The 1,388-nt window shown below is 41.8% G+C and carries 2 protein-coding genes; one reads left to right on the forward strand and one right to left on the reverse strand.

Annotated elements, in window-relative coordinates; translation table 11 throughout:
• The coding region (locus A3729_RS23300; protein WP_231877489.1) for a transporter substrate-binding domain-containing protein at window positions 1-579 on the reverse strand (579 nt) is incomplete at its 3' end.
• 377 nt (window positions 580-956) lie between these two features.
• Between A3729_RS23300 and A3729_RS34280 the strand changes: the two genes are divergently transcribed.
• Window positions 957-1,085, forward strand: coding sequence for a hypothetical protein (locus tag A3729_RS34280; RefSeq protein WP_255374950.1), 129 nt, complete (start codon window positions 957-959; stop codon window positions 1,083-1,085).
• The last annotated feature ends 303 nt before the right edge of the window (window positions 1,086-1,388 follow it).

Consider the following 1,388-nt stretch of genomic DNA (forward strand, 5'->3'; position numbering starts at 1 on the left):
GACAATTTTAACGTTCTCGAAGGGTTCGGTTAGGAGAGCCTTCAACGCGTTAGTTTCAGGCAGTAAAGTGTATTTAACTCTCCCCAGAGCGACCATACTGAGAGCTTGATTGGTGTTAACAACAAAAGTGCACTGGATTTTATTATCTTCAACCAGCTTTTCTACTAACTTGACTCCTTTTACGCAAACAACGTCATGCCCAAGATCTTTAATCTTGCTTACTCTTTCGCTACTGTGTTTTCCAAGAGCAATTATATTAATCATATTGATTGCGGTAGGTACTGCATTTAAGTTGGGGTAGCTTGAATGCAGGTTGCCAATACGTGATACCTCCCCATCGAACATACCCATATTCGCAGACAATAAAGAGCGAACATTTGGAAGTCTATGGATTTCTACTTGATAACCGATCTTGTTGTATGCTTTTTTCAATACTTGGACTGATATGTCCTGAACAAAGGCATTTTCTGGAGCAGTCAATGCAATCACAGATTGAGGGTGCGCATTCGTGAACCCTAACGAAAATATGGCAAACAATAATAGCTTGGCAGCCAAATTCTTAATGATTTGATATTTCATAAGAAATGATATCCTTTCGCTTCAGGCATCCTCTAAGGTTAGCAATGTAATATGAAACCTGCCAATAACCAATCAATTCAAATGATCTGCAGATGAAACAAGTCAATTATGATCTGCCCATCACTTAGCGGTATCTGTTTATACGAAAGAGTTGCTTTTGCTTATTTTGAATCATTTAGCCAACGATCAAACTGGCTGTTTTATCCGTATCTAAATTGCGCACCTGAAAGGTGACTTAGCGGACTATAAGGAATCACGAGAGTTCAGCTCCTCCTTCCAAGCAGACAAACTTAGATATCCGTTAGCGGGAAATTTTAGATCTCAATAAGATATTCTGAGCCCTCATGAGATACCAATACCGCCAAAGCAGCACAGCAATGAGCGCTTCAAGAACAGCCATTCCTAACAAGCTTGTGTCTGAGCTGAAAAGCGGCAAAGCGATCAACCTAAAGCCTATTAGCCCTGTCGATACTATCGCTGCGAAAAAGACGGCGCCTTCCAAGTAAGGCTTGTAAAATGATGACAGTATCATTGCACAACCGATCCCTACTTGAAGCCCTCCATAGACAGAAAAGAATTCGGCAAGCCCCATCTCACTCTGAAAGTTTATCCCCAAGAAACTGGCGGACAATGTGGGATTTATCGCACACCACAGGCCCGAGGCAAGATATAAGATGCCAACGATTCGATAAGATGTATCGTAAAGTCGGGTAGATAACTTAGTTGTGGTCACTTAGAGTCCTCCATGGACGGCCTTCACAAACCATATAGTTTCCACAGTTTTTTGTACAGCCACGGCAAGGTAAGCG

This window comes from Oleiphilus sp. HI0043 (genome assembly GCF_001634935.1).